This is a genomic window from Mycobacterium sp. (assembly GCF_049647605.1).
GTDB lineage: Bacteria > Actinomycetota > Actinomycetes > Mycobacteriales > Mycobacteriaceae > Mycobacterium.
This window is the reverse complement of record NZ_JBARXZ010000173.1, coordinates 1-4,432: the sequence shown is the minus strand read 5'-3', so window position 1 is coordinate 4,432 and position 4,432 is coordinate 1. Positions and strand designations below refer to the sequence as shown.

General features: G+C 69.1%; 5 protein-coding genes. 2 read left to right on the top strand and 3 right to left on the bottom strand.

Going from position 1 to position 4,432, the window contains the following annotated elements; genetic code table 11:
• The 3 genes from WBB07_RS22035 to clpS all read right to left on the bottom strand — a co-directional run.
• The coding region (locus WBB07_RS22035) for a P1 family peptidase (RefSeq protein ID WP_526310537.1) at positions 1-309 on the bottom strand (309 nt) is incomplete at its 3' end.
• Positions 306-893 (bottom strand): oxidative stress transcriptional regulator AosR, encoded by a 588-nt coding sequence (aosR, locus tag WBB07_RS22030; RefSeq protein ID WP_526310535.1) that lies wholly within the window; start codon positions 891-893, stop codon positions 306-308. The genes aosR and WBB07_RS22035, both read right to left, overlap by 4 nt.
• Positions 894-899: 6 nt before the next feature.
• The gene (gene clpS, locus WBB07_RS22025; RefSeq protein WP_526310533.1) at positions 900-1,202 is read right to left on the bottom strand and encodes an ATP-dependent Clp protease adapter ClpS; all 303 of its coding nucleotides are present in this window, start codon (positions 1,200-1,202) and stop codon (positions 900-902) included.
• A gap of 106 nt (positions 1,203-1,308) precedes the next feature.
• Between clpS and WBB07_RS22020 the strand changes: the two genes are divergently transcribed.
• Together WBB07_RS22020 and WBB07_RS22015 are read left to right on the top strand one after the other, a co-directional pair.
• Positions 1,309-2,595: a nicotinate phosphoribosyltransferase gene (locus tag WBB07_RS22020; RefSeq protein ID WP_526310531.1), complete on the top strand. Its 1,287-nt coding sequence runs from the start codon at positions 1,309-1,311 to the stop codon at positions 2,593-2,595.
• A 14-nt stretch (positions 2,596-2,609) separates the two neighbouring features.
• On the top strand, positions 2,610-4,432 hold a 1,823-nt coding region (locus WBB07_RS22015), incomplete at its 3' end, for an ATP-dependent DNA helicase (RefSeq protein ID WP_526310529.1).

The window sequence follows — 4,432 nt, the reverse complement described above, 5'->3', positions numbered from 1 at the left end:
GTCCATCGCCACCCCGCGGCCCTGCTCTTCAAGCCATGTCATGACCCCGTCGGCGGCAGCCAGGCCGTACGCGCTGCCACCGGTGAGAACGACGGCGTCGACGTAGCGCACGCTGTTTGCCGGGTCGAGCAGGTCGGTCTCCCGGCTCCCGGGCGCACCGCCACGCACGTCGACCGCTCCGACGGTGCCGGGCGGTGCGACGATCACGGTGCTGCCGGCCGCCCATCCGGAACCCAGCGTGGCATCCGGATCCAGGCAGTGGTGATTGCCCACCAGGATGCCGGCGACGTCGGTGATCGAACCTCTCATCGGGTCGACTTCCCCATCAAGCACAGCACCAGGTACTCCTGCAGCACGGTCAGCCATTGATAGACGTCGAGGTGCCCGGCCATCGGATGCTCCGGTGGCAGCGCGTCGGCCCCGCCGGCACCGATGTCGAGCATGGTGCCCAACGCCAGCCGGACGTCGTTGACGGCTGCGACCCAGGCGCCCGCGTCGTCCTCGGACAGTTCGAGACGACCGCCGCCCTCCGGGCAGGTATCCAACAATCGTTGCGCGGCTTGACGTTTGGCGTCGATGATCTCGGGCTCGTGCAGGCTGCGCAGCGCACTGTTGAGGCTCTCCGCAGCGGCCGACCCGGCAGGGTGGTCATTCTGCGGCCGGAAGAAATCCGGTAGCAACCGGCCGAGGGTGGCATCCTCGGGCGCCACGGAATGCCCGGTCCGCATCCCGGTGAGCTGTTCCAGTTCGTCACTGGGTGACGACGATTCCCGCTCCTCGAGCATGCCCGTCAGCGACGTCACCATGTTGTGCAACAGCGCGGCCTCGTGAGGATCCAGCGCTGACCTGAATTTGGGCCCCGCAGCGGTCTCGACCCGCTTCCATCTGCGCACCGGCGCTCAGCGGTCCTGCTGCATGGTGGCCCACAGGCCGGCAGCGTGGAGTTTGGAGACGTCGACTTCCATCGACTCCCGCGGGCCCGACGACACGACGGCCTTGCCTTCGTTGTGCACTTGCAGCATCAGCTCGGTGGCCTTTGGCTCGGAGTAGCCGAATATCTTCTGCAGAATGTAGGTGACGTAGTTCATCAGGTTGACTGGATCGTCCCAGACGATGGTCACCCACGGACGTTCGGTGGACTCGACGGTATCGCCATGTTGTTGCCCGGCAGCCCCCGGTTTGGTCGATGCTGGCGCAGCCATGGCTACCAGGATACCGAGACCGAAACGCGACGCTAACAGGCCTGCGTCGACACGATCGAGGCACCTTGCGGACGCCGACGTGCCAGCGCGCGTTAGCGTTGAGGCCGTGACGGTGGCACTGCTGACCGACAAGTACGAGCTGACGATGTTGTCCGCGGCCCTGCGCGACGGCACGTGGCAGCGCCGGACGACCTTCGAGCTCTTTGCCCGCCGACTTCCGGCCGGCCGGCGCTACGGGGTGGTTGCCGGCACCGGACGCTTCCTGGATGCGTTGACGCAGTTCACTTTCGACGATTACGCACTGGAGATGGTGTCGGAGTTCCTGGACCCCGACACGGTGGCGTTCCTGCGCGACTTCCGCTTCACCGGCGACATCGACGGCTACGCCGAGGGCGAGTTGTACTTCCCCGGTTCGCCGGTGCTCTCGGTGCACGGCACGTTCGCCGAATGTGTGCTCTTCGAGACGCTGGCCCTGTCGATCTACAACCACGACACCGCCATCGCCTCGGCGGCGGCCCGTATGGTCAGCGCCGCGGCCGGACGCACCCTGATCGAGATGGGTTCGCGGCGCACCCACGAACGTGCCGCGGTGGCCGCGGCCCGCGCCGCCTACGTGGCCGGATTCCACGGCTCGTCGAATCTTGCGGCGCAGCGCGAATACGGCGTCCCAGCCCTGGGCACCAGCGCCCATGCCTTCACGATGCTGCACACCACCGCCGACGGTCCCGACGAACCGGCCGCCTTCCGCGCCCAGGTCGACGCTCTCGGTGTCGGCACCACCTTGCTGGTGGACACCTACGACGTGACGATGGGGATCAAGAACGCCATCGCCGCGGCGGGCACCGGGTTGGGTGCGATCCGCATCGACTCCGGCGACCTCGGCGTGCTGGCCCGCCAGGCCCGGATGCAACTCGACGCCCTCGGCGCCACCACCACCAAGATCGTGCTCTCCGGCGATCTCGACGAGTATTCGATCGCCGCGCTGCGCGCCGAATCCGTCGACAGCTATGGGGTGGGCACATCGCTGGTGACCGGCTCCGGGGCGCCGACCGCGGGCATGGTCTACAAGCTGGTCGAGGTCGACGGGCTTCCGGTGCAGAAACGCAGCAGCCACAAGGAATCCCACGGCGGCCGCAAACGTGCGGTCCGGACCGCACGCCCGTCCGGCACCATCACCGAGGAAGTCGTCTTCACCACCGACACCCCACCGCCCGACGCCGCGGGCGGAAGGTTGCTGACCGTTCCGCTGGTGCGCGCCGGCCAGGTGGTGGCGTCCACCGATCTGGCCGCCGCGCGGGCCCTCGTCGCCTCCGGGCTGACCAGCGTGCCGTGGGAGGGCCTGAAGCTGTCCGCGGGCGAAGCTGTCATTCCCACCCGGGTGGTCGCTTCCTGAGCACCAAGGATGATGTGACCGAGCTGTTGGCGCTGGCGGTCACCGCGCTCGGGGGCGCCGAACGCCCCGGCCAGGTGGAGATGGCCGAGGCGGTGTCCCGAGCCTTCGACATCGGCGAGCACCTGGCCGTGCAGGCGGGCACCGGTACCGGTAAATCGTTGGCATATCTGGTGCCCGCATTGGCCAAGGCCGCCGACGACCGGGGTCCGGTGGTGGTCTCCACCGCGACGATCGCGCTGCAACGCCAGCTCGTCGACCGCGATCTGCCGCGCCTGAGTGCCGCACTGGCCGAGACCCTGCCCCGAGAACCGACCTTCGCCCTACTGAAGGGTCGCTCGAACTACTTGTGCCTGAACAAGGTTCACAATCACGACACCGCCGAGGCGGACGCCCCGCCGCAGGAGTTGCTGTTCGAGCCGATGGCGGCCTCGGCATTGGGCCGCGATGTGGCGCGGCTGACCGAGTGGTCCGAGCAGACCCGCACCGGTGATCGCGACGAGGTGAAACCGGGGGTGCCCGATCGGGCCTGGGCACAGGTGAGTGTATCGGCACGGGAATGCATCGGGGTGTCGCGTTGCCCATTCGGCACCGAGTGTTTCTCCGAAAAAGCCCGGGGCAAAGCCGGATTGGCCGACGTGGTGGTGACCAATCACGCCCTGCTGGCGATCGACGCCATCGCCGATGCGGCGGTGCTGCCCGAACATGAGCTGCTGATCGTCGACGAGGCGCACGAGCTGGTGGACCGGGTGACGGCGGTGGCCACCGGTGAGCTGTCCGCGGCGATGCTCGGTGCGGCGACCCGGCGGGCCGCCCGGCTGGTGGGTCCTGAGCTCACTTCCCGGCTCGAGGCCACCTCGGCGGTGTTCGCCTCGGCGATCCACGACACCGAACCGGGCCGCATCGACCACCTCGACGAGGAACTCGCCACCTACATCACGTCACTGCGTGATGCCGCCAGCGCGGCCCGTCAGTCGATCGACCCGGCACCGCGGGATCCGCAGGCGGCCGCCGCCCGCACCGAGGCCATTGCCGCACTCTCCGAGATCGCCGACACCGCGACCCGCGTCCTGAGTTCGTTCGAGCCGCCGCTGACCGAGCGGCTGGACATCGTGTGGCTGGACCGGGAGGAGAATCGGGGCTCGGTCCGAACAATTCTGCGGGTGGCGCCGCTGACGGTCTCGGGGCTGCTGCGCACCCGGTTGTTCGCCCGCGCGACGGCAGTGCTGACATCGGCGACGCTGACCGTCGGCGGGAACTTCCAGGCCATGGCGGGTGCATGGGGACTGTCCGGCGACGAGGCACCGAAATGGCGCGGCATGGACGTCGGTTCGCCGTTCCAGCATGCCAAGGCCGGCATTCTGTACATCGCCAAACATCTTCCGCCGCCGGGCCGTGACGGAGTGGGCTCGGCCGAACAGCTCACCGAGATCGCCGAACTGATCTCGGCGCTGGGTGGGCGCACGCTCGGACTGTTCTCGTCGATGCGGGCGGCGCGGGCCACCGCCGAGGCGATGCGGGACCGGCTGGACACGCCGGTGCTGTGCCAGGGCGAAGATGGCACCGCCGCCCTGGTGGAGAAGTTCTCCGCCGATCCGGCCACCTCGCTGTTCGGCACGCTGTCGCTGTGGCAGGGCGTCGACGTGCCCGGCCCGTCGCTGTCGCTGGTGCTCATCGACCGGATCCCGTTCCCCCGCCCCGACGATCCGTTGCTGACGGCGCGCCAGCGGGCCATCGGGGCGCGCGGCGGAAACGGTTTCATGGCGGTGGCGGCCAGCCACGCCGCGCTGCTGCTGGCCCAGGGCGCGGGCCGGTTGCTGCGCCGCGCCGACGACCGCGG

Coding starts and splice junctions, on each gene's coding strand:
- clpS (WP_526310533.1), bottom strand. CDS start 1,202: ATGGCTGCGCCAGCATCGACCAAACCGGGGGCTGCCGGGCAACAACAT.